General features: G+C 67.1%; 18 protein-coding genes, 1 tRNA gene and 1 pseudogene. 10 read left to right on the plus strand and 10 right to left on the minus strand.

Annotated features, from left to right (window positions below; all coding sequences use genetic code 11):
* Positions 1–972, minus strand: a complete 972-nt coding sequence (locus GOAMI_RS00195; RefSeq protein ID WP_006434356.1) for a pirin family protein — start codon at positions 970–972, stop codon at positions 1–3.
* 129 nt (positions 973–1,101) lie between these two features.
* Here GOAMI_RS00195 and GOAMI_RS00200 point away from each other — a divergent pair, with 129 nt between their 5' ends.
* Positions 1,102–1,482 carry a hypothetical protein gene (locus GOAMI_RS00200; protein WP_006434357.1) on the plus strand — a complete coding sequence of 127 codons (381 nt, stop codon included), beginning with the start codon at positions 1,102–1,104 and terminating at the stop codon, positions 1,480–1,482.
* Between the two features lie 43 nt (positions 1,483–1,525).
* Positions 1,526–2,365 carry an alpha/beta hydrolase gene (locus GOAMI_RS00205; protein ID WP_006434358.1) on the plus strand — a complete coding sequence of 280 codons (840 nt, stop codon included), beginning with the start codon at positions 1,526–1,528 and terminating at the stop codon, positions 2,363–2,365.
* A gap of 15 nt (positions 2,366–2,380) precedes the next feature.
* Here the strand turns inward: GOAMI_RS00205 and GOAMI_RS00210 are convergent, their stop codons facing one another.
* The 5 genes from GOAMI_RS00210 to GOAMI_RS00230 all read right to left on the minus strand — a co-directional run bounded on the left by GOAMI_RS00210 (position 2,381) and on the right by GOAMI_RS00230 (position 7,861).
* Complete coding sequence (locus tag GOAMI_RS00210) at positions 2,381–2,821, minus strand: hypothetical protein (RefSeq protein WP_006434359.1); 441 nt, start codon at positions 2,819–2,821, stop codon at positions 2,381–2,383.
* Positions 2,822–2,854: 33 nt separating this feature from the next.
* Complete coding sequence (locus GOAMI_RS00215) at positions 2,855–4,333, minus strand: alpha/beta hydrolase (protein WP_006434360.1); 1,479 nt, start codon at positions 4,331–4,333, stop codon at positions 2,855–2,857.
* 80 nt (positions 4,334–4,413) lie between these two features.
* Positions 4,414–5,220 (minus strand): alpha/beta fold hydrolase, encoded by an 807-nt coding sequence (locus GOAMI_RS00220; protein WP_006434361.1) that lies wholly within the window; start codon positions 5,218–5,220, stop codon positions 4,414–4,416.
* Between the two features lie 29 nt (positions 5,221–5,249).
* The gene (locus GOAMI_RS00225) at positions 5,250–6,188 is read right to left on the minus strand and encodes an alpha/beta hydrolase (RefSeq protein ID WP_081598166.1); all 939 of its coding nucleotides are present in this window, start codon (positions 6,186–6,188) and stop codon (positions 5,250–5,252) included.
* Positions 6,189–6,436: 248 nt separating this feature from the next.
* Positions 6,437–7,861, minus strand: a complete 1,425-nt coding sequence (locus tag GOAMI_RS00230; protein WP_006434363.1) for an aldehyde dehydrogenase family protein — start codon at positions 7,859–7,861, stop codon at positions 6,437–6,439.
* 184 nt (positions 7,862–8,045) lie between these two features.
* Between GOAMI_RS00230 and GOAMI_RS00235 the strand changes: the two genes are divergently transcribed.
* On the plus strand, positions 8,046–8,366 hold the full coding sequence (locus GOAMI_RS00235; RefSeq protein ID WP_006434364.1) for a putative quinol monooxygenase: 321 nt from the start codon (positions 8,046–8,048) through the stop codon (positions 8,364–8,366).
* Between the two features lie 15 nt (positions 8,367–8,381).
* Here the strand turns inward: GOAMI_RS00235 and GOAMI_RS00240 are convergent, their stop codons facing one another.
* From GOAMI_RS00240 to GOAMI_RS00250, 3 genes are all read right to left on the minus strand, one after another.
* On the minus strand, positions 8,382–10,733 hold the full coding sequence (locus GOAMI_RS00240) for an MMPL family transporter (protein ID WP_006434365.1): 2,352 nt from the start codon (positions 10,731–10,733) through the stop codon (positions 8,382–8,384).
* 1 nt (position 10,734) lies between these two features.
* Positions 10,735–11,409 (minus strand): TetR/AcrR family transcriptional regulator, encoded by a 675-nt coding sequence (locus GOAMI_RS00245; protein ID WP_024497786.1) that lies wholly within the window; start codon positions 11,407–11,409, stop codon positions 10,735–10,737.
* Between the two features lie 101 nt (positions 11,410–11,510).
* On the minus strand, positions 11,511–11,726 hold the full coding sequence (locus tag GOAMI_RS00250) for a hypothetical protein (RefSeq protein WP_006434367.1): 216 nt from the start codon (positions 11,724–11,726) through the stop codon (positions 11,511–11,513).
* Between the two features lie 117 nt (positions 11,727–11,843).
* Here GOAMI_RS00250 and GOAMI_RS00255 point away from each other — a divergent pair, with 117 nt between their 5' ends.
* On the plus strand, positions 11,844–12,671 hold the full coding sequence (locus tag GOAMI_RS00255) for an SDR family NAD(P)-dependent oxidoreductase (RefSeq protein WP_006434368.1): 828 nt from the start codon (positions 11,844–11,846) through the stop codon (positions 12,669–12,671).
* Between the two features lie 91 nt (positions 12,672–12,762).
* Positions 12,763–13,620 (plus strand): SGNH/GDSL hydrolase family protein, encoded by an 858-nt coding sequence (locus GOAMI_RS00260; protein ID WP_255219169.1) that lies wholly within the window; start codon positions 12,763–12,765, stop codon positions 13,618–13,620.
* Between the two features lie 35 nt (positions 13,621–13,655).
* Here the strand turns inward: GOAMI_RS00260 and GOAMI_RS00265 are convergent.
* A tRNA-Leu gene (locus GOAMI_RS00265) sits at positions 13,656–13,729 on the minus strand.
* Between the two features lie 77 nt (positions 13,730–13,806).
* Between GOAMI_RS00265 and GOAMI_RS00270 the strand changes: the two are divergent.
* From GOAMI_RS00270 to GOAMI_RS00290, 5 genes and pseudogenes are all read left to right on the plus strand, one after another.
* Positions 13,807–15,055: pseudogene (locus GOAMI_RS00270) on the plus strand (oxygenase MpaB family protein).
* 99 nt (positions 15,056–15,154) lie between these two features.
* The gene (locus GOAMI_RS00275; RefSeq protein WP_081598168.1) at positions 15,155–17,440 is read left to right on the plus strand and encodes an MMPL family transporter; all 2,286 of its coding nucleotides are present in this window, start codon (positions 15,155–15,157) and stop codon (positions 17,438–17,440) included.
* Positions 17,397–18,095 carry a TetR/AcrR family transcriptional regulator gene (locus GOAMI_RS00280; RefSeq protein ID WP_006434373.1) on the plus strand — a complete coding sequence of 233 codons (699 nt, stop codon included), beginning with the start codon at positions 17,397–17,399 and terminating at the stop codon, positions 18,093–18,095. Before GOAMI_RS00275 ends, GOAMI_RS00280 begins: the two co-directional genes overlap by 44 nt.
* A 130-nt stretch (positions 18,096–18,225) precedes the next feature.
* Positions 18,226–19,089 (plus strand): Bax inhibitor-1/YccA family protein, encoded by an 864-nt coding sequence (locus GOAMI_RS00285; protein ID WP_006434374.1) that lies wholly within the window; start codon positions 18,226–18,228, stop codon positions 19,087–19,089.
* 135 nt (positions 19,090–19,224) lie between these two features.
* Positions 19,225–19,785, plus strand: coding sequence for a DUF6790 family protein (locus tag GOAMI_RS00290; protein WP_024497782.1), 561 nt, complete (start codon positions 19,225–19,227; stop codon positions 19,783–19,785).
* Positions 19,786–19,794: the final 9 nt, after the last annotated feature.

Genomic DNA, 19,794 nt, shown 5'->3' on the forward strand with positions numbered 1-19,794 from the left:
TCAGCGAACGGTGTGCGGCATCAGTGCATCCGGCGGGACGACGCCGAGCCGACCGGCCTGATAGTCCTCCATGGCCTCGATGAGCTGCTGACGGGTGTTCATCACGAACGGACCGTACTGCGCGACGGGTTCGCGGATAGGTCGGCCCCCGAGAAGAAGAACCTCCAGGGCAGGGCGGTTGCTGTCCTGCGCACCGTCGGCGGCCACGGTGATGCGATCACCCTTGCCGAGAACCGCGAGGGAGCCCTGCTCGATCGGACGTCCCTCCGCGCCGACGCGTCCGCGGCCGGACAACACGTACACCAGCGCGTTGAACTCGGGATTCCACGGGATCGACACCGCCGCACCGGGTTGCACCGTGGCGTGGGCCATCGTGATCGGGGTGTGTGTGGAGCCCGGTCCGCGGTGTCCCTCGATATCACCGGCGATGATCCGGATCAGCGACCCGGCGTCGGGCGAGGTCACCAGGCCCACCTGGCCGCCCTCGAGGTTCTGGTAGTTCGGCGGGAGGAACTTGTTCTCGGCCGGGAGGTTGACCCACAGCTGGATGCCGTGGAACAGTCCGCCGGACTCCACCAACTCGGCCGGCGGCGTCTCGATGTGCAGGATGCCGGAGCCCGCCGTCATCCACTGCGTCGCACCGTCCTCGATGAGGCCGCCACCGCCCGCGGAGTCCTGGTGCGCGAAGCGGCCGTCGATGATGTAGGTGACCGTCTCGAAGCCGCGGTGCGGATGCCAGGAGGTGCCGCGCGGTTCGCCGGGCTCGTAGTCGACCTCACCCATCTGGTCCATGTGGATGAACGGATCGAGTTCGGCGGGGGAGACGCCCGCGAAGGCGCGCACCACCGGAAACCCTTCTCCTTCGTAGCCGCGCGGTCCGCGGGTGACGGATCGGACGGGACGCTCGATGGCGTCGAACCCGGGCGAGGACAGGCGCGTCAACGACAAGGTGTCGGCGGAGACGGCAGGCATGGTGTGCTCCTTCGGTCGACAAGTCACTCAAATTTGAGTGACTCTGTGTGGGTCAACCGCGCGGGGTGGCGGGCTATTCCTCGCTCGTTCGGTCTCCCGCCGTGCGCGTGGTGGGTGATAATCCAGCCCATGGTCGACACCGCGTCTTCGAAGCCACCCGAGCGGCAGCGCATCAAGAAGCTGGCGCAGGCAGCGCTCAATGCCGATATGACGGTGGAGCAGCTCGAGGGAATCCTCGCCGACATGGGTGAGACCCTGGAGGGACTCGGCCCGACGATGAGCAATCTGGACGCGACGATCGAGAAACTCGACGCGACGCTCGCGCGGATGTCGGGAACACTCGATCAGGTGGACGCGACTGTCGACCGGATGTCCGACGTCGTCGCCCGGCTCGAACGGGTCGTCGCACGCGTCGAGGCGATGGTCGGGATCGGGGAGGCCGCACTACGTCCGCTCGGCATGCTCGAATCGGCAGGAAAGTCGGTCGTGGCACGGCTGGGCCTGCACTGACGAGACAACGGCTCCAACGGCTCCACGGACGAGAGAACAGGCAATGACACCGGAAGAACACAGTTTTCGCGGTCCACACGGCCAGGACATCGTCTACGATGTCCACCGCCCCGAAGGTGATAAGCGCGGTGTCGTGGTCATCGCGCACGGACTCGCCGAACACGGCCGACGGTACGGACATCTGGCGCAGCGTCTCGTCGACGCGGGATTTCTCGTGGCGATCCCCGACCATGTCGGACACGGACGCTCTGGCGGCAAGCGGATGCGGCTGCGTCGGTTCAGCGAATTCACCGGCGATCTCGACACCGTCATCGCCCACGTCGCCGACGAGGCCTTCCCGACCTTCCTGATCGGACACAGCATGGGTGGTTGCATCGCCCTCGACTACGCGCTCGACCATCAGGAGAAGCTCGACGGCCTGATCCTGTCGGGGGCTGCCGTGCTCCCCGGGGACGACCTGTCTCCGCTGGCCGTCAAGATCGCGCCGGTGATCGGAAAGATCGCGCCCGGGCTGCCGACCACCGCGTTGAGTTCGACGAGCATCTCCCGCGATCCGTCCGTGGTGGCGGCCTACGACGCCGATCCGCTCGTGACGCGTGGCAAGATCCCGGCCGGTCTCGGTGGGGCGATGATCTCCACCATGCAGTCGTTCCCGCAGCGTCTGCCGTTGCTGCAGCTGCCGCTGCTCGTGATGCACGGCGGCGCCGACGCCCTCACCGACCCGAAGGGCAGCGAGCTCGTCGAGCGGCTCGCCGGTTCGGAGGACAAGACACTCGTCATCTACGACGACCTGTTCCACGAGATCTTCAACGAGCCCGAGCAGGACGTGGTCCTCGACGAGGTCGTGACCTGGCTGCGGGTGCACACACCCGCCGACTGGTGACGGCGTGCCGGCCGATCAGGCCAGCCGCACGACGACCCCGGCGAGCAGGACCAGCACTCCGCCGATCTCGCCGACGATCAGCGCGACCATGAACAGGTACGTCCCCGGCATCGGCTTCTCGAACTGATTGGTGGTGTCGCGGAGTGCGCCGTGGATGCAGTACGACGCGATCGCGGCGACGAAGAACACGATCGGGACCGCCGCGGCCAGCACGTTGACGACCGGCGCGAACGCACTCAGCTCGACCAGCGCGGCGAGGACGAGGGTCGCGAACGAGTACATCAGTGCCGCACGGTGAGCGATGTCGACGTACACATGCGCGCTGTGCTCGGGCGACGTGCGGATCCCGTGGTACTTCCACACTCCGAGCGCCAGGCCCCAGACCAGGATCGCCCCAGAGGCGACCACCACGGCGATCGTGTCGGTGCCGACCAGGTCGGCCAAGTCAGAGTTCACGCCGTAACGCTAACGGCTGCGAGCGAAGTCGGGTCACCGCCCTGGCGTGGTGGTCGTGGTCGTCGAGGGGACAGACCCGTCCGACCGGGCCGGTCCCGTCGGCGCGAGCTGCGGGATCGTGGGCTTCGTCGTGCTTGCCGCGGCCGATTCCTCTGGGGCCGATTCCTCTGCGGGCGCGGCAGATTCGGCCGCTGCCGACTCGGGTGCTGCGGGCACCGACGCCGACACGTCACCGGTCGACGGGGCAGCCGATCCCGAGGCCTCGGACGAGGCCGCTGATTCGGACGCCGCCGGGGTCCCCGAGGATGCGCTGGACGCGTCCGTCGACTGCAGCGCGGCCAGGACCGAGGCGTCGAGTGCGGGGGAGGCCGTGGCGGCATTCTTCGCCGCCATGGTGACCTTCGCGGGGCCCTCGGGGTCGGGGCTGCCCGACGCCGAGACGACCGTCGTCTTCTCCGTGACCGGCGGATTGTTGCGCAGTGCCTCGAGTACGTGCCCCTTGCCGTCGCCGAGGGCGCGGCCCCAGTTCTCCCAGGTGTGACCGCCGTAGTTGGGCAGCGAGATCACCGATGCACCGGACTGCTTGGCCTGCAGCTGCATCAGGACGGTTGACACCGCGGACAGGATCTCGAGTGCGATCGCCGAGATCTGATCCTGGGGCGCGAGCTTCGCCATCTCGGACGGGGTGAGGAACCCGTTGCCCGACGAGATGATCAGGACCTGGCCGTTCTCGGCGAGCTTGCCGACGTTCTTCGACGGGTCGTTGTCGGTCCAGCGGTCTCCGCCCGGCGCGCCCCACATGTTGACCACGCCGCTGACGTAGTTCGACACCAGGCTCTGCGTCGCGAAGACGCCGAGGGCGCCGATCGGATTGTCGGTCTGGTAGTAACCCGACATCGCCTGGACCACCTTGAACTGCTCCGGGTGCCGTTCGGCGAGCGTGACCGCGGGACCGCCCGACATCGAGAGACCGACGATCGCGTTGTTGTTGCGCGCCACCCCGAACTCCTTCTCGAGGTACGCAGGCAGTTCGGACGTCAGGAAGGTCTCCTGCTTGATGACGGTGTTGTTGTCGCCCGCACCGCCGTCCCAGTCGGTGTAGAACGACGACGCGCCGCCCACCGGCATGACCAGCGTGGTGTCGGCCTTGGCGTCGTAGACGCGGGCCGCCTGGACGTCGGTGGTCCAGGCAGAGCGAGTCTCGCTGGCCCGCATGCCGTCGAGCAGGTAGACGCCGCTGTCGCTGCCGCTCGACGCGCGGATCTGCACGATCACGTCGCGCTGCTGGGATTCCGACCAGACCTTGCAGTTCTGCACGAAGTATCCGGACTGGTCCCAGGTGCAGCCCGGGCGCAACACCTCCGGATGGCCGCGCAGGGCGCTGGCCGTGTTCGACGAGTTGAGCAACGTGCTCGCCCCGAACAGGCCGAGGGTGAGGATCGCGACGACCGAGATGCCGGTCAGGATGCGTTGCCGAGACGAGAGACGACGGATCTTGGATGAATGCGACATAGAACTCCTGACGTACGCGGCCACCCGAAGATCGCGGTCGGTGCCGATGTCAAGAATGTCGTTCGACGACCCGACGGGCGTTACGCGCGCGCCGACTTCGCGGTGCGGATCGTGATCTCGGCGGTCTGCTCCGGACGTTCCCACCAGAACATGTGCCCGACGCCGGGCCAGCGTTCCAGCGTGGCGCCGGGGATCCCGGCGGCGAGCCGTTCGCCCTCGGCGACCCCGATGACCTCGTCGACGTCACCGTGGATGACGGTGGTCGGCACGCTGATGGTGGCCAACCGGTCGCGGGTGTCGTGGCCGCCACAGGCCGCGGCCTGATAGGCGACCACCGCCGATGGCACCTTGCGTAGCGTCGAGGACCGGGTGAAGCGATCGAATGCGCCGTCACCGGAGCAGAATTCCGGGGAGAGGTTGACCTCGAAGGCGGTTCGGGCGACCCGCGCGGCATCCCGGGAAGCGATGGCCTCGACGAGACGCAGGGCACCGGACGTGCCGATGGCCCCCGGTCCGCCCGCCGTGGTGCAGCCGAGGACGAGGCTGCGCACACGATCGGGATGGGCGAGGACGAGCTCCTGGGCGACCATGCCGCCCATCGAGGTGCCCAGGACGTGCGCGGTGTCCCAGCCGAGTCCGTCGAGCACGCCAGACGCGTCGCCGGCGAGATCGGCGATGGTGAACGCGCCCTCGGCCCGACTGCTCCCGCCGATGCCGCGGTGATCGTAGACCGCGACCTCGAAGTGCCGGGTGAGTGCGCCGAGGAGTTCATCGGTCCACATCTCCCGATGCGCTGACATTCCCGCGATGAGCAGGAGCGGTTCGCCGGACCCGGTCACCTCGACATCGAGGACGGTCGTGGAGTCGGGATGGGTGGGGATCAGCATGAATGTGGATCGTACCCACGCGCCGGCCCTCACAGGGACGGCTCGATCGCCTTCCACATACGGGGCAGCTCTTTCGCCCAGTAGTACCAGTGGTGAGTTCCGACGGTCTGCATCGCATCGGTGAAGGGCAACCCAGCAGCCCGCAGCTGTCCCGCGAATCGTTGCGAGCAGTCGCTGGTGGCGATCTCGAAGGCCGACGACGCGGCGAGGACCACCTGGTACAGGCCCTCTTCGGGCGACACGTTGCGTTTGATGTCGGCGGGTCCGAGTCGGCCCGCACCCGAGTAGAGGTACAACGCCTTGCCGCGGAGACGGTCGAGGTGGCGGGCGGGATCGTGATCCCGCCATCCGCGCGAGCCGGTCTGACCCCACATGTTGTCCGCGTTCGCGCCGCCGCGGGCGAGAGTTGCGCGCACATACGATTCGCCGTGGGCGGTGGAGACCGGCGGACAGCCGCTGATCGAGGCGACGGCACGGTAGAGGGCCGGGGCGCGGATCGCCAGGGTGAACGCCGCCTGGCCACCCATCGAGACCCCGGCGATTCCTCGGGACCCGGTCGTGTCGAACCGCGCGTCGATGAGCGGCGGCAACTCCTTTGTCAGGAACGTCTCCCACATCGGTTTACCGACCGTGGGATCGCGTCGCTCCCAATCCGCGTAGAAGGTCCCATAGGCTCCGGTCGGGAGCACGACGTTGACGTCCTTGTCGGCGAAGAACTCCTCGACCCCGCCGGCTTCCCGCCAACCGCTGTTGTGCCCGCGGGCGCCGGCCCCGTCGAGCAGGTACAGCGTCGGCCGCGGACCGGTCCTGGTACGCGGCGTGAGAACGAACACCTTGATGTTCTTGTTCATCGCCGCCGAGTGCACCCAGACTGCCGCGCGCGTGTCGGACTCCTGTACGACCGAGACGATGCGTGCCTGCTGGGGCGACGCGTGAGCAGGCCCGGACACGACCAGGCACAACGACATCAGACACGCGACGACCCCCGCCGCGTGAACGGCATTTCGGAACACTTCCACCCCTGTACGCGCGGTGCGCGATTCTTTCCCCCGACCACTGTTGATGGGTGACGCTTGTCATCGACGCCCACCAGAGTTGTCCGGGCCATAGTACGGGCCGGGCTCCGACGGGGAACCGGACGAACACAGCGGCGGGCGCATCCGCAATGGGAGGCGCCCGCCGGTGCGGTGAGAGAGAGTGGCCGAGGCCAGAGGCGTCAGGCGCCGTAACCGAGCAGCGACTTGACCTCGAGGAACTCGTCGAAGGCGTAGTCGCCCCATTCGCGACCGTTGCCGCTCTTCTTGTAACCACCGAACGGCGCGACCGGGTCGACGGTGGCACCGTTGAGTCCGATCGAACCCGCGCGGATGCGCGAACCGATGCGGCGGACCTCGTCGAGGTCCTTGCCGGACACATAACCGGCGAGGCCGTACTCGGTGTCGTTGCCGATCTTGATCGCCTCGTCGATCGAGTCGTAGCCGATGACGACGAGCACCGGACCGAACACCTCGGTGCGGGCGATCTCCATGTCATTGGTGACGTTGGTGAACACCGTCGGCTTGACGTAGTAGCCGGTCTCGAGACCTTCCGGACGACCCGCACCACCGATGACCGGGGTGGCGCCGTCGGCGATCGCGCGTTCGATGAGGCCCTGGATCTTCTCGAACTGCGCCTCGGAGACCACCGGGCCGAGCTGGACCTCGGTCGTCGGATCGCCGACGGTGATGTTCGGCTCGACCGACTTCGCGATCTCGGCGACCTCGTCGAGACGCGAGGACGGCACGAGCATGCGGCTGGGCGCGTTGCACGACTGGCCGGAGTTCATCATCATCGCCGCGATGCCGCCTGCGACGTTCTTCGCGAAGTCCTCGTCGTCGAGGATGATGTTCGGGCTCTTGCCGCCGAGTTCCTGGGCGACGCGCTTGACCGACGGCGCGGCGGTCTTGGCGACCTCGATGCCGGCGCGGGTGGAGCCGGTGAACGAGATCATGTCGATGTCGGGGTGGGCGGCCAATGCCGCGCCGACGCCGGGTCCGTCACCGTTGACGAGGTTGAACACGCCGGCGGGAACGCCTGCGGCGTCGAAGATCTCGGCCACGATGGCGGCGCTGAACGGTGCCACCTCGGAGGGCTTGAGAACCATGGTGCAGCCGGTGGCCAGAGCCGGGGCGACCTTGCACATGACCTGGTTGAGCGGCCAGTTCCACGGCGTGATGAAGCCGCAGACGCCGATCGGCTCCTTGACGATGCGGTGCCCGCCGCGGTCCTCGCTGAACGAGAAACCGGGCAGCTGCGCGGCGGCGGTCATCAGGTGGCCGAGGCCGATCGGCACCTGGGCGGCGTTGGTGAGGCCGACCGGCGAACCCATCTCCTCGGTGACCGCGGCAGCCAGATCGCCCATGCGGTTCTGGTATTCGGCGATGATCCGGTTGATGACCTCGAGGCGCTCCTCGACGGTGGTCTGGCCCCAGGTCTCGAAGGCGCGGCGCGCGGCGTCCACCGCGGCGTCGACGTCGGCGGCAGTCCCGATGGCCACCTGACCCGCCGCCTTCTCGGTGGCCGGGTTGATCACGTCGATGAGGTTGAGTTCGACGGGGTCCACCCACTGGCCGTCGATGTAGAACTTGGTGATGTCCGGCATGTCGCCTCCGTTGCAGCAAAGATGTGAAGACATTTGTTGTGGTTTCACACTCTATGCCCTGACGCGGTCGAGGTCTCGTGAATCTCACCAGCCGCAAGCGGTCACTCGCCGAGACATTTTGGGACAGTGGTCCCAGTCGCATTTTGCGACGCTCGTGCCGCCGCCGGGGGACTAGGGTCGAGGCATGATCCTCATCGTCGTGAAATGGCCGATCAAGCCCGAGTACGCGGACGAATGGCCCGAGCTGTCACGTGAGTTCACCGAGGCGACCCGTGCCGAACCGGGCAACAAATGGTTCGACTGGTCGCGTTCGCTCGACGACCCGAACACCTACGTGCTGGTCGAGGCATTCGACGACGACGCGGCCGAGGCGCACGTGACCTCTCCGCATTTCAAGCAGGCCCAGCAGGAGCTGCCCAAGTACCTGCAGCGGACCCCGGACATCATCAACACCACCGTCGGCGGCGACGAGTGGTCGAAACTGGGCGAGTTCGAGGTCGACTGAACGAGACCGTCGCGGTCACCGGCCGGCGCGGACCTCGGCCTCGGGGGAGGTGCGGGTCGCGGGGCCGGAGTCGTCGAGCCTGAGGTTCTCGCCCTCGATGTCGACGTTGGGCAAGATGCGGTCGAGCCAGCGCGGCAGCCACCACGCCTTGTCGCCGAGCACCGTCAGCACCGCAGGCATCAGCGTCATGCGGACGACGAAGGCGTCGAAGAAGACGGCCGCGGCCAGCGCGAAGCCCATCACCTTGATGAAGGCCATGTCCTGCAACATGAACGCCGCGAACACCGAGATCATGATCGCCGCAGCCGCCGCCACGACACGTGCGGAGTGCCGGTAGCCCTCGACGACGGCGGTCGTGGCGTCGGCGCCGTGCACGTAGGCCTCCCGCATTCGCGTCACGAGGAACACCTGGTAGTCCATGGCGAGACCGAAAACGATGCCCACCAACATGATCGGCAGGAACGACACCACCGGTTGCGGATTGCCGACGATCCCCAGGGCGCCGTCGGTGAACAGTGCGACGGTGACACCGAAGGTCGCCGCGACACTGAGCAGGAAGCCCAGCGCGGCGGTGAGCGGCACCAGGATCGACCGGAACACGATGATCAGCAGGATGAACGCCAGCCCGACCACCACCAGCAGGTAGGGGATCAGCGAGTCGGACAACCGCTCGGAGATGTCGAGTTCGATCGCGGTCTGTCCGGTCACCCCATAGGAGATGCCGGTGGTCGCGGCGACCCGCGGTTCCATGTCCCGCAGCGTCTGGACCAGTTTCGGGGTGGCCTCGTCGGACGGAGCGGTCGACGGAATGATGGTGATCTTCGCGGTGTCGCGGGCCTCGTTGAGCCCGCCCGCGCCGATCTGCGCGATTGCCACACCCTCGATCTGGGCGAAGTCGTCGACGAGGGTGTCGAAGGTGCGGAGGCGATCTCCGGTGTCCTCGATACCGCGCCCGTCGGCGACGACGACGAGCGGCCCGTTGAATCCCGGACCGTAGCCTTCGGCGACCATGTCGTACGCCTGCCGCTGCGTCGTCGACGGCTCGGACGTCCCGTCGTTGGGCAGTGCCAGCTTGAGACCTGTCATCGGGACCGCGAGTACGACGAGGACGCCGACGATCACGGCGGTGACGGCACGCGGATGGGCGACGATCCGCTGGACCCAGCGCTGACCGTTGTGCACGCGTTCGGTCTCGTGCGGTTCCACGTCGGGTGCGTTGAGCCGGGGGAGGCGCCCACCGAAGGTCCTGCCGCCGAACAGGCCGAGAATGGCCGGTAGCAAGGTCAGGGCGACCAGAACCGCGACGATCACCGTGGCCGCGGCTGCGACACCCATCGCGGTGAGGAACGGGATGTTGACGATCCCCAGCGCCGCCAATGCGATCACGACAGTGCTGCCCGCGAACACGACCGCCGATCCGGCGGTGCCGACAGCCCGGCCGGCCGCATCGGCGCGGTTCGCCGACCGATGGATCTCGTGCCGGTATCGGGACACGATGAACAGCGCGTAGTCGATACCGACGGCCAGCCCGATCATCGTCGCGAGGATCGGGGTCTCCTTGCTGAGGTCGAAGAAATGGGTGCCCAGCTGGATGCCGAGCATGCCGATCGCGACGCCGACGATCGCGGTGATGATCGGCATACCCCAGGCGACCAGGGAGGCGAACGTGAGGATCAGGATCAGCGCGCCGAAGCCGATGCCGATCAGCTCCGAGGTGATGCCGAGCTCGAACTGCTGGGTGGCCGTGCCCTTCATCTCGACGGTCAGTCCCGCGGCTCGTCCGTCCTCGGCGACGGCGTCCATCTGCGCGCGGGTCGTCTCGGTGATGTCCGACGACGCCTCCACGGCGAAGGACGTACCGAATTGCGCGACGGTGGACGAGGAGTTGATGGGCGAGGTCGCCTGCGCATCGGCCGCCGCGTCGGCGGCACTCTTGCCGAAGGTCCGCTCCTGGAAGGTCTGGGACAGTTCTCTGAGTCGGCCCGGGGACTGTTCGGTGCCGTACGAGACGAACGGATTGACGATCGAGTCGGGGCTCTCGACCGCCTCGACCTTCTTGAGGTCGACGACCATGTCGTCGATGGCCCGCTGGTACCGCGGTTCGGTCAGCGTCGAACCCTGGGGCGCCCGAACCACGTAGGTGACGCTGACGTCGGTGCCGAAAGACGGCTCGCCGGGGAAGCGCTCGACCATGAGGTCCTGCGCCTTCTCCGAGGGGATGCCCGGGATGGAGAACGATTCCGACGCGGGTTTGGCCAGCAGCGATGCGCCGACACCGAGTCCGATGAGGACGAGAACCCAGATCGCGATCGTCTTGAGACGGTTCTCGTACGTCCAGCGTCCGAGTCGGTACATATGTGTTGCCACGTCAGGGCTCCTTGTGGGATGCGTCGGCCAGGTCGTTCAGAAGCGGGACGGGACGCCCCAGACCGGCCGACATCTGGTCGAAGGCGGACTCGAGCACGGTGGACAGGACGGGTGGCATGGATCCGCCGGACGCATGTGCGGCGCGCTCGCTGCGTGCCACGAAGTACTCGAGGGCCACCCGCGCGGTGGTGATCGCCGTGTGGACGACCAGGTGTGGGTACATCGCGTCGGCCCGCTGGCCGCGGCGATCGTAGAGCTGGGCAAGTCGGGCCTCGAACGTCTGATCGAGGTCGATGTCGCGCGTTCGGGCGGTGAGTGCCGGGTCAGTGTCGAGAAGTCGCAGCAGCGCGACGATCTCGGCCGGCTCGCCGACGTCGAGTGAGGTGGCGGTCTCGATGAGCGCGGTCCGGACCGAACACCAGAAGCTCTCGCCGGCCGGTCGGGCCTCGATCCGTTCGATGACCGAATCCAGCAGGGAGTCGACGAAGTGGAGAAGCGCGTCTTCTTTGCCGCCGAAGTAGTTGTGGAAGGTGCGGACCGAGACGTTCGCCTCGGCGGCCACCGCGTCGATGGTCACGTGTTCGATGCCGTCGCGGATCGACAGGCGGAGCACGGCGCGCGCGAGCGCCTTGCGCGTGGCGGCCTTCTTGGCCTCGCGGAGTCCGGAGGGGTGCACTCCTCTACGGTAGTTGCAAGAACCTGCAAACTTGCAGGCGGGTGCATAATGCAAGAGTTGTCTCAGTGGTGGGTCCGGAGTGGCGGGGCTCACACGGCGCGCTAACCTCCGTGCACGCTGCTGAGGATCGCCACGATCACGCCGGCGACCGTCAGTACGCCGACCACCCACCCCATGGTGATCGCCAGGCGTCGGCGCCCGAAACGGGCCGCGTTGATCGCGATGCCGAGGCACACCAGGATCGCGATCGAATACAGCGAGATGCCGAGGGTGAGGAGCGCGACAGAGGAATCGGCGGCCAGGACCTGGGTGGACATGCCACGAGTACATCACCACGGTGCCGACACGAACCAATTCGGCCGAAGAGTCCCGAACGGGGCGGGCCGACCTAGCGCTTGCTAGGGTGCCCGCAGCGGTTCGGTCGAGGAGGGTGCGTGGACGTCGGCGGCAAGATCTTCGTGGTGACAGGCGCGGGCAACGGTATCGGGCGTTGTGTCGCACTCGATCTCGTCTCTCGAGGTGCGACGGTGGTCGGCGCGGACATCAACGAGGTCGGTCTCGCTGAGACCGGGCGGCTTGCGGTGGACTTGTCCCGCTTCCGTTCCCATGTGCTCGATATCGGCGATCGCGAAGCGGTGCAACGGTTTCCGGGGATCGTGCGCGCCGAAGTCGGTCAGGTCGACGGGTTGTTCAACATCGCGGGGATCGCTCAGGACACACAGCCGATCGCGGAAGTCGGCGACGACCGCGTCGATCTGCTCATGCGCGTCAACTACTTCGGCACCGTGTGGCTCACCCGGGCCTTCCTGCCCGACCTCGAACAGCGCCCCGAAGGTGGACTGATCCTCATCACGTCGAGTCTGTCCGGGCTCGCGCCGTTCCCGGGCGCCGCGTTCTACGGGGCCAGCAAGGCCGCGGTCGCGCTCTTCGCGTACGGCCTCGCGCAGGATCTTCGGGGGAAGAAGTCGAAGGTCACCGTGACCACTGTCATCCCGGGCACCATCTGGACCGATCTCGTGCGCAAGACCTCTCAGGCCCTCGGCACCCCCGAGGCCGTCGCGAAGGGTTTCGCGATGGCTCCGGAGAAGGCCGCGCGTCGGATCATCGACGCGGCGCTCGACGGTCGGGTCCGCGCGGTGGTCGGGAAGGATGCGCATGTGTTCAACGGTGCGCGCAGGCTGAGTTCGCGGTTGAGCGAGCGGATGGCGTATGCGCAAGTGGGTCGATTCGTGTATCGGTCGTCGAGTCGTCGGAACGGATGACATCGAGCCGGGAGCGGGACCTCCTGGTTGAATGCGGTCCATGCGATCCTCTCGCGGGCCGTCCTCCGCACGCACCTTCGTGACCCGTGTCGTGACTGCTGTGATTGCCGTGTCCGTCGTCGTGGGGCTCGGTGCCGCTCCGGCGCTTGCCGCGCCGCCGAACGCGGCGCGCAAGACACTCACCTACATCGCCCTGGGTGATTCGCGAGCGGCCAGCCCGACCACGCTCACCCAGGTCCAGGGGTGCTCGCGTTCGGAGACTGCCTACCCGAACCTGCTCGCGAAGACCATCGGTGCGACGTCATTTCGCACAGTTGCCTGTGCGGGCGCAAAAGGGGAGAACATCACCTCGGTGCCGCAGCTGCGCTTGGATGGAGTCCATCCGCCGCAGATCCAGGCGGTGCGTCCCGACGCGGACCTGATCACGATCTCGATCGGTGCCAACGATGCCGACTGGGGCAACCTCTCGCGCTGGTGCATCGCGCCGATCGAGGGTATGGACTCGCGCTGCCGCACCAATCCCTTCTATGTGAACGGGGTCAACCACGGGCTGCGGGCGCTCGAGGCCGCGATCAACTCGTCGCTCGAGGCTGTCCGTGGGCGGGCACCCGACGCTGCCATCGCAGTGGTCGGTCAGGGTGGGTACTTCGGCGACCGCGGGTGCTATCCGGCCAACCCGGCGAGCGACGCCGACATATCGTTCATCCGGAACAGTTTCATCGGCAGGTACAACACGATCCTGGAGAAGGTGTCCGAGCGTCACGGCGCCATCTTCGTCGACATCCAGAACCAGGTCGTGGGACATGATGCGTGCTCGCGTGACAAGTGGTTCGAGGGCTTCGTGCCGACCAGTGTCTACCTCGGATTTCACCAGAACCTCAAAGGAAATCAGGCCATGGCCCGCCTGATCGCCAGGGTGCTGCCGGAGAACCTGCGCACCTCACGCTGAGTCCGCCGAATCGTCGTCGACGCCTGTGAAACGAGTGCCCCCAGTCGGACTCGAACCGACACTGTGCCGATTTTAAGTCGGCTGCCTCTGCCAATTGGGCTATGGGGGCTTCCCGGTGAGCATAGTCAGGTTCCTTGACCTGCCTCTTCCTTGACCCGCCCACCGCAGCGGGTGATCATCGGAGACATGGACGCGACAGCGGTGACCGGCGCTCGGAACTGGGAGGCTGTCCGGACGCGGCATCCCGAACTCGTCGAACGGCTGGAAGTCGGCCTCTCCCAGGGTGACCCGCTCGCCGACGCGGTGGTCGTCGAGGCCCGCGAACGCGGGATGTCGTTCTCGACATTGGTCGATCTCCTGGAGTCCCACGCGGATCCGGCCGCGCCTGATGATCCCGACCGGATCGAGATGCCGGCGTCGATGCGCCGACTGCTCAGGGCGACGAGCACCCCGCCCACGTGGTTCGACGCGGCAATCGCGGCGTCGGGGGCGCGTGCGTGGTGGCGATTCGGCACCCTGCAATCGTCGACGCTCTATCAGTCGCTGATCTACGGGTACAAGGCGCAGGGTTTCGTGCGGCCCTTGGTCGCCACGGGCCGCCCGGGGCTGGGGACGCGCGATCGGGTGCAGTCCACGGCGCGCTGGGTCGCGGAGGCCACCACGCCCGGAGCGATGTTGCCGGGAAATCCCGGTTGGGTTGCGACACTGCGCATTCGGCTCCTCCACGCGTACATCCGGGACACCCTTCGCCACCCCCATCGCGTCGACGGGGAGGACGCCGCGGGCTGGGATGAAGATGCGTGGGGAGTGCCGATCAACCAGACCTACTCGATGATGACGATCTCGTGCGGGTTCCTGGCTCTGCCGCTGGTGGTCGCGCGTGACTTCGGCATCCACTACAGCAGCGCCGAACGCGAGGCGATCACACCTGTGGCGGTGGATCGGCTGGGTCGTCGGCGTCGACGACGACCTGCTCCCGGTCAGTCACGCCGAGGCGGCCGATCTGTTCCGGGTTGCCGCCGAGTTCGAACTCGAACCGGACGATTCGTCGAAGGTGCTCATCAAGGCGTTGCTCCACGAGGGCTATGACCTCCCCGGCGTCGTGCAGGGCGCGGCGCCGATCCCGGTGCCCGCGGTGCTGGTGTCCGCGCTCGACGTGGTCACGGGTCCCATTCTCCGGTCGTCTTTCTCCGCGATTTCCACCCGGTGGGTGGAGCGTCCGGTGGCCCGCCGCATGGGTTTGCGACGTTCACCGCTTCACCATCTGGTGGACGTCGCGCGTCCGGCGATCCGGTTGCGGGAGATCATCCGTGCCACGGGACTGCTCGGTTCGGAATCGGTGGTCATCGAACGGGAGCTCCGAACGGTGCGTCGTGGAGTCGGTATGAATCGTGCGGCTGCTCACGACCCGCACTCGGTGATCCACGCAGGTTGATCCATTGACCCGGTAAGTTACTGCTGATAACTTAACGCCGTAAAGTCGACCGAGGCGAGGGGGCGCACGGTGGTTCGATTGACACGGCTGATCATCTCGATGCCGAAGAGGGTGCTGCTCGGCGCCTTCATCCTCATCGTGGTGTGTGGTGCGTACGGCGCGACCGCCGCCGAGCATCTGCTGGCCGGCGGTTACAGCGATCCGAACGCGGGCTCCGCAAAGGCCGACAAGGTACTCGACGAGACGTTCAATCGCGGGGGCATCCAGGTCGTCCTCAAGCTCGACGGTCCGGCCGGTGTCGACATCTCGCGTGATCCGACCGCGAAAAGCGTGGCGGACAACGTCATCCGTGAACTCGACGCGAACGAGAACGTGCAGGACCAGATCCTGTCCGTCTGGGCCGACCCGGCGCTCGACTCGGCGCTGGTCAGCCGCGACCGGACGTCGGCGCTGATCATCGTCTCGCTCGAGGGCGGCGAGGATCTGGCTCCCGCCCGGGCGGCGGAGATCGAGGAGGCGTTCACCGGCGAGCGCGACGGGATCTCGATCCGCGTCGGCGGCCAGGCGCTCGTGTACTCCCAGGTCAACGAACAGACCGCGTCGGACCTGTTGATGGCCGAGGCGATCGCCATTCCCATCACCTTCATCGTGCTGATCTTCGTCTTCGGTGGGCTCATCGCCGCGGCGATTCCCGTCGGCATCGGCATCGTCTCGATCATCTTGACCTTCGCGCTGCTGCGGGTGATCGGTTCGATCACCGACGTCTCGGTGTTCGCGCTGAACCTCACCACCGCAATGGGTCTGGCGCTCGCGATCGATTACACGTTGCTGCTGCTCACGCGCTACCGCGAGGAGGTCGAGCGGGGACGCGACCGCCCCGACGCGATCGTCCGGACCCTGGCCACCGCGGGCCGCATCGTGGCGTTCTCGGCGGTGACGGTTGCGCTCTCCCTGAGTGCGTTGGTGCTGTTCCCGCAATACTTCCTGCGCTCGTTCGCCTTCGCCGGGCTGGGCGTCGTGGCCGTCGCGGCCCTCTCCGCGCTCATCGTGACCCCGGCCGTGCTGATGCTCCTCGGCGACCGGATCGATGCGCTCGACGCCCGCAAACCCGCGCGCCGTCTGCTGCGTCTGCAGCCGTCGCAGCCTCGTGAACCGGAGGACACCTGGTGGTACCGCCTCGTCCAACGGGTCCTACGCCATGCGCTCCCCGTCGCAGCCGTCGTCACCATCTTCCTGTTGGTCCTCGGCGCACCGTTCCTGTCACTCAAGATGGGCTTCCCCGACGACCGCGTGCTGCCGGAGTCCGCGAGTTCGCACGCCATCCAGCAGGAGATCCGCGACGACTACGAGGTCGACCTCTCCTCGGCGGTCACCGTCGTCGTACAGGGGCCGGTGGGGCAGCAGTCACTCGCCGCGTACACATCGGCGCTGTCGCAGGTCGACGACGTCAATTCGTCGGGATCGTCGGCCGGGACCTTCGTCGAGGGTCAGGCGGTCGCGCCCGGCAGTCCCGACGACAGTCGCGGCGACGTCCACATCCTCAACGTGTCGACCGACCGGGACCCGACCAGCGATGCCGGCATCGGGCAACTCGACGACCTGCGCGCGGTCCCCGCGCCGAACGGTACCGAGATCCTCGTCACCGGGCTTGCGGCGACCACCGATGACACCGTCGGCTCGATCTACGCCCACCTGCCCTGGGTGCTCGCGCTCATCGCGATCGCCACGTTCGTCCTGCTGTTCCTCTTCACCGGCAGCGTGGTCCTCCCGCTGAAGGCGCTGGTCCTGAACATCCTGTCGCTGTCGGCGACCTTCGGCGCGATGGTGTGGTTCTTCCAGGAGGGGCACCTCGGCGGCCTCGGCACCACGGCCACCGGGACGCTGAACGCGACCATGCCGGTGCTGCTGTTCTGTGTGGCGTTCGGTCTCTCGATGGATTACGAGGTCTTCCTGCTCGGACGCGTGCGCGAGGAATGGCTGAAGTCCGATCGCACCCGCGCGGCCAGCGATCATGCCGTGGCACTGGGCCTTGCGCGCACCGGTCGGGTGATCACCGCGGCGGCCCTGCTGATGAGCATCGTGTTCGCCGCGATCGCGGCCTCGGAAGTGTCATTCATGCGTATGTTTGGGGTGGGGCTGGCCCTGGCGGTGCTGATGGACGCGACCCTGGTCAGGATGTTCCTGGTGCCCGCGTTCATGCGCCTCGCCGGACGCGCCAACTGGTGGGCGCCGGCACCGCTGAGGAAGCTCCACGACCGCTTCGGTCTGTCCGAGGAAGTGTCCGAGGACGACCCGCCACAACCACACCGGATACAGGAGAAGAACCGAGCGCAGGAGAACAGTGACGACACGCAGACGGGCGAGATCACCTCGCGGAGCAGGTGAGATCCTCGCCGAGGAGATCATCGAGGCCGCGGGCGAGCTGCTGGTCGAGCACGGTGACGACACGGGCATGTCTATCCGGGGGGTCGCCACTCGCGTCGGCGTCACGCCACCGTCGATCTACCTGCACTTCGCCGACAAAGACGCCCTTCTCGACGCCGTGTGCGCCCGCTACTTCGAGCGCCTCGACGATCAGTTGGCCTCCGCGGCCGAAGGCATAGACGATCCGCTGGAGCGGGCGCTGCAGCTCGGCCTCGCCTACGTCCGGTTCGCCGTCGCGACCCCGGTGCTCTATCGCGTGGCCTTCGGGAAACCAGCCGACGCCGCGCATCCGTCCAAGGTCGACCAGGTGCTGGCCGCCAGCGCCTACACCCGGTTCGTGGACACGGTCACCGAACTCGCCGACGAGGGGTTGTTCGGCCGCGACGACGTGAACGACGTGGTCCTCGAACTGTGGGCCGCCGCGCACGGCATCGCATCGCTGATGCTGTCCAAACCCGGACTGGGTTGGGGGGACGATTTCCAGCGCGCCGAGTCCATGCTCAAGGCAGTGTGCCTCGGACGTGCGGTGATGTCCGCTCACACCGACTGCGGGGACCCCGAGACCGCGCGGACATGGCTGGCGACCCTGCGGCCTCGGCAGCACGAGAGGCAGTGATGAACGACAAGATGGTCAAGGGCCGGTAAAGTCGGATTCGACACGGTCACTCTTGTCGTCCCGTCAGGGAACTCACAGGAATGGCTCGACGTTGAGACGGTATAGATCCGTACCGATTAAGGAGCGCTTCGTGCGAGAGAGCAGCAATCCGGTGATGCGCGGCGTGGTCCGCGACAATCAATCCGGGTACGCGGGGTTCGGGGCCGGCACGGCCGGCACCGGCGTCGCGATGAACAAATACGGTCAGGCAGCTGACCCTTACACCCAGGCGCCGCCCGCCACCCGGCAGCTCACCATCGACGACGTGGTCACCAAGACCGCGATCACTCTGGGCGTCCTGACCGTCGTCGCGGTCGCGACCTACTTCGGCATCAGCAGCCGGGCCACCGAGTCCGCTCAGGTCAGCCTCGCGCTGCCGCTGATGATGGTCGGTGCGATCGGCGGTCTCGTCCTCGTCCTGATCGCGAGCTTCGGCCGTAAGCAGGACAACCCGGCCATCGTGCTCGCCTACGCGGCATTCGAGGGACTGTTCGTCGGTTCGATCTCCTTCGCCTTCGCGAACCTGGTCGTCGGCGGCGACATCTCTGCCGGAGCCCTGATCGGACAGGCGGTTCTCGGTACGTTCGGCGTGTTCTTCGGCATGCTGTTCGTGTACAAGATCGGCGCCATCCGCGTCACGCCGCGCTTCACCCGCATGCTGTTCGCCGGCATGATCGGTGTGCTCGTGCTGATGGTCGGCAACCTGGTGATCGGCCTGTTCACCGGCGAGGCCGGTGTCCTGCGCGACGGCGGTCCGATCGCGATCATCTTCTCGCTGGTCTGCATCGCGTTGGCGGCGTTCAGCTTCCTGCTCGACTTCGACTCGGCGGACCGTCTCATCCGCGCCGGCGCGCCCGACCGCGCAGCATGGGGCGTCGCCCTCGGCCTGACCGTCACCCTGGTCTGGCTGTACGTCGAGATCCTGCGCCTGCTGAGCTACTTCAACTCGGACTAGTTCCGACGCGGCGGTCCCGCATCCGATTCACAACGAACCCCACACCCGCGCCGGTGTGGGGTTCGTTGTCGTCTGTGCGGAGGAAAAAGATGTCAAGTGGGCATCCGCGGACAAGAGCTGTGCCGACCATCGGGGATGGTGTTTTTTCTGATTCAGCTCGCGTTGATGATCGTCGGCGCGATGGTGCACATCCTGGCGGACCGGTCGGCGCGTCGACGCACCATCGGCCGCAACGCAGAACTCGTGCTGCTGTGGATCCTCGTACCCGGCGGAGTGTTCGGCGTCTTCGCCGGCTTCGGGCACGTCGGACCGAATGCCCCGGAGATCGCCAAGGACATCGGACCGGACTTCATCCCGTCGATGTTCCAGTGGGAGCTCGGGTGGAACGACATCGCCGTGGGGTTGATCTGCCTGCTGACGTTCCGGATCCGCAACCGCGGCGGATGGCTCGACGCCGCGGTGTGGGCGCTGGCGATCAGCTACGGCGGCGACCTCGCCGGGCACATCTCGCAGTACTACATCCACGACAACACGGCGACGAACAACGTGTGGGCCATCCCCGCCGAGATCTACATCGTCGGCGGGACCGTGATCGCGTGGGCCGTCTATCGACGAACAACCCCTCGCAGCGTCGCGGTCCTGGGACCGAACGCGGCGAGGGGCGTCGAAGAGCGAGAGGAGACCTCGGTCAGTTGAGGCACTGCG

Source organism: Gordonia amicalis NBRC 100051 = JCM 11271, from assembly GCF_000332995.1.
In the GTDB taxonomy this organism is placed as follows: Bacteria; Actinomycetota; Actinomycetes; order Mycobacteriales; family Mycobacteriaceae; genus Gordonia; species Gordonia amicalis.

Excerpts from the sequence above, each read along its gene's own strand:
- GOAMI_RS00195 (WP_006434356.1), bottom strand. The coding sequence starts at position 972 with ATGCCTGCCGTCTCCGCCGACACCTTGTCGTTGACGCGCCTGTCCTCG.
- GOAMI_RS00200 (WP_006434357.1), top strand. The coding sequence starts at position 1,102 with ATGGTCGACACCGCGTCTTCGAAGCCACCCGAGCGGCAGCGCATCAAG.
- GOAMI_RS00205 (WP_006434358.1), top strand. The coding sequence starts at position 1,526 with ATGACACCGGAAGAACACAGTTTTCGCGGTCCACACGGCCAGGACATC.
- GOAMI_RS00215 (WP_006434360.1), bottom strand. The coding sequence starts at position 4,333 with ATGTCGCATTCATCCAAGATCCGTCGTCTCTCGTCTCGGCAACGCATC.
- GOAMI_RS00220 (WP_006434361.1), bottom strand. The coding sequence starts at position 5,220 with ATGCTGATCCCCACCCATCCCGACTCCACGACCGTCCTCGATGTCGAG.
- GOAMI_RS00225 (WP_081598166.1), bottom strand. The coding sequence starts at position 6,188 with ATGTCGTTGTGCCTGGTCGTGTCCGGGCCTGCTCACGCGTCGCCCCAG.
- GOAMI_RS00230 (WP_006434363.1), bottom strand. The coding sequence starts at position 7,861 with ATGCCGGACATCACCAAGTTCTACATCGACGGCCAGTGGGTGGACCCC.
- GOAMI_RS00235 (WP_006434364.1), top strand. The coding sequence starts at position 8,046 with ATGATCCTCATCGTCGTGAAATGGCCGATCAAGCCCGAGTACGCGGAC.
- GOAMI_RS00250 (WP_006434367.1), bottom strand. The coding sequence starts at position 11,726 with ATGTCCACCCAGGTCCTGGCCGCCGATTCCTCTGTCGCGCTCCTCACC.
- GOAMI_RS00275 (WP_081598168.1), top strand. The coding sequence starts at position 15,155 with ATGCCGAAGAGGGTGCTGCTCGGCGCCTTCATCCTCATCGTGGTGTGT.
- GOAMI_RS00290 (WP_024497782.1), top strand. The coding sequence starts at position 19,225 with ATGGTGTTTTTTCTGATTCAGCTCGCGTTGATGATCGTCGGCGCGATG.